1 protein-coding gene is annotated in these 817 nt (G+C 39.9%); it reads right to left on the bottom strand.

Annotation, left to right across the window (positions count from 1 at the left end; translation table 11 throughout):
* Nucleotides 1-129: 129 nt before the first annotated feature.
* Nucleotides 130-817, bottom strand: a 688-nt coding sequence (locus tag A3750_RS03730; protein ID WP_156498369.1) for a GGDEF domain-containing protein, incomplete at its 5' end; no start/stop codon positions are given.

The following is an 817-nucleotide window of genomic DNA, read 5'->3' as shown; positions in this document are numbered from 1 at the left end:
TCTGAACAAGCCGTATTCAATCGAGCTTGTCGGCGCTGGTTTGGGGCAACGCCTACTGAGTACCGCAATTCGTTAGCGACTTTAATGAGTGGTCGTGAATAAAACTATGTTTTAGACAAATAAGGTCTTTTATTGGCCCATAAAATAATATCCATTCTTGCCACGTTCTTTAGCGACATACATAGCCCTATCTGCTTCGCTAATTAGGCTTTCAGCGGACATATTATTTTCCGATGTAAACGAAATCCCAATGCTTAAAGAAATACTAATCTCATGAACGGCTGCCGCTCTATCTATAATCTTTTGCGCAACAAGAGCGGCTTCATCCCTGCTCTGCACACCAGACAAATGAATAACAAATTCATCGCCAGCAAATCTTGAGACCAGGTCAGATTTTCTTACAACTTCCACCAATACCTTTGAGATATTCACTAGAAGTTCATCACCAACCGAATGACCATGAATATCATTTATTTGCTTAAAGTCATCAATATCGACAAACAATACCGCGTGAACCTCATCAGAATTAGCGATTGATGAAATAGAACGTTCTAGCTTAGGGAGAAAATCCCGTCTATTCGATAGTTTGGTTAATGGATCTGTTGACGCTAGTAGAGCCATCTCACTTTCATATAACTTTCGGCGCTTAATTTCGTCCTTTAGTTGGCGAGTTCTATTAAATAATAAGAGCGACAAGACAAACACTAAAGAAACTGCTGTCACGAGAATTTCGTCTAATTCCCAATCCTCATGATCTTGGCTAAATTCTACGAACAACTCCAGAGCATCAAAGTGTCCAGCTAATAAGAAACTCACA

Source organism: Oleiphilus sp. HI0079 (genome assembly GCF_001635105.1).
Note: the sequence above shows the minus strand (reverse complement) of the source record. Positions and strands in the feature narration are given on the sequence as shown.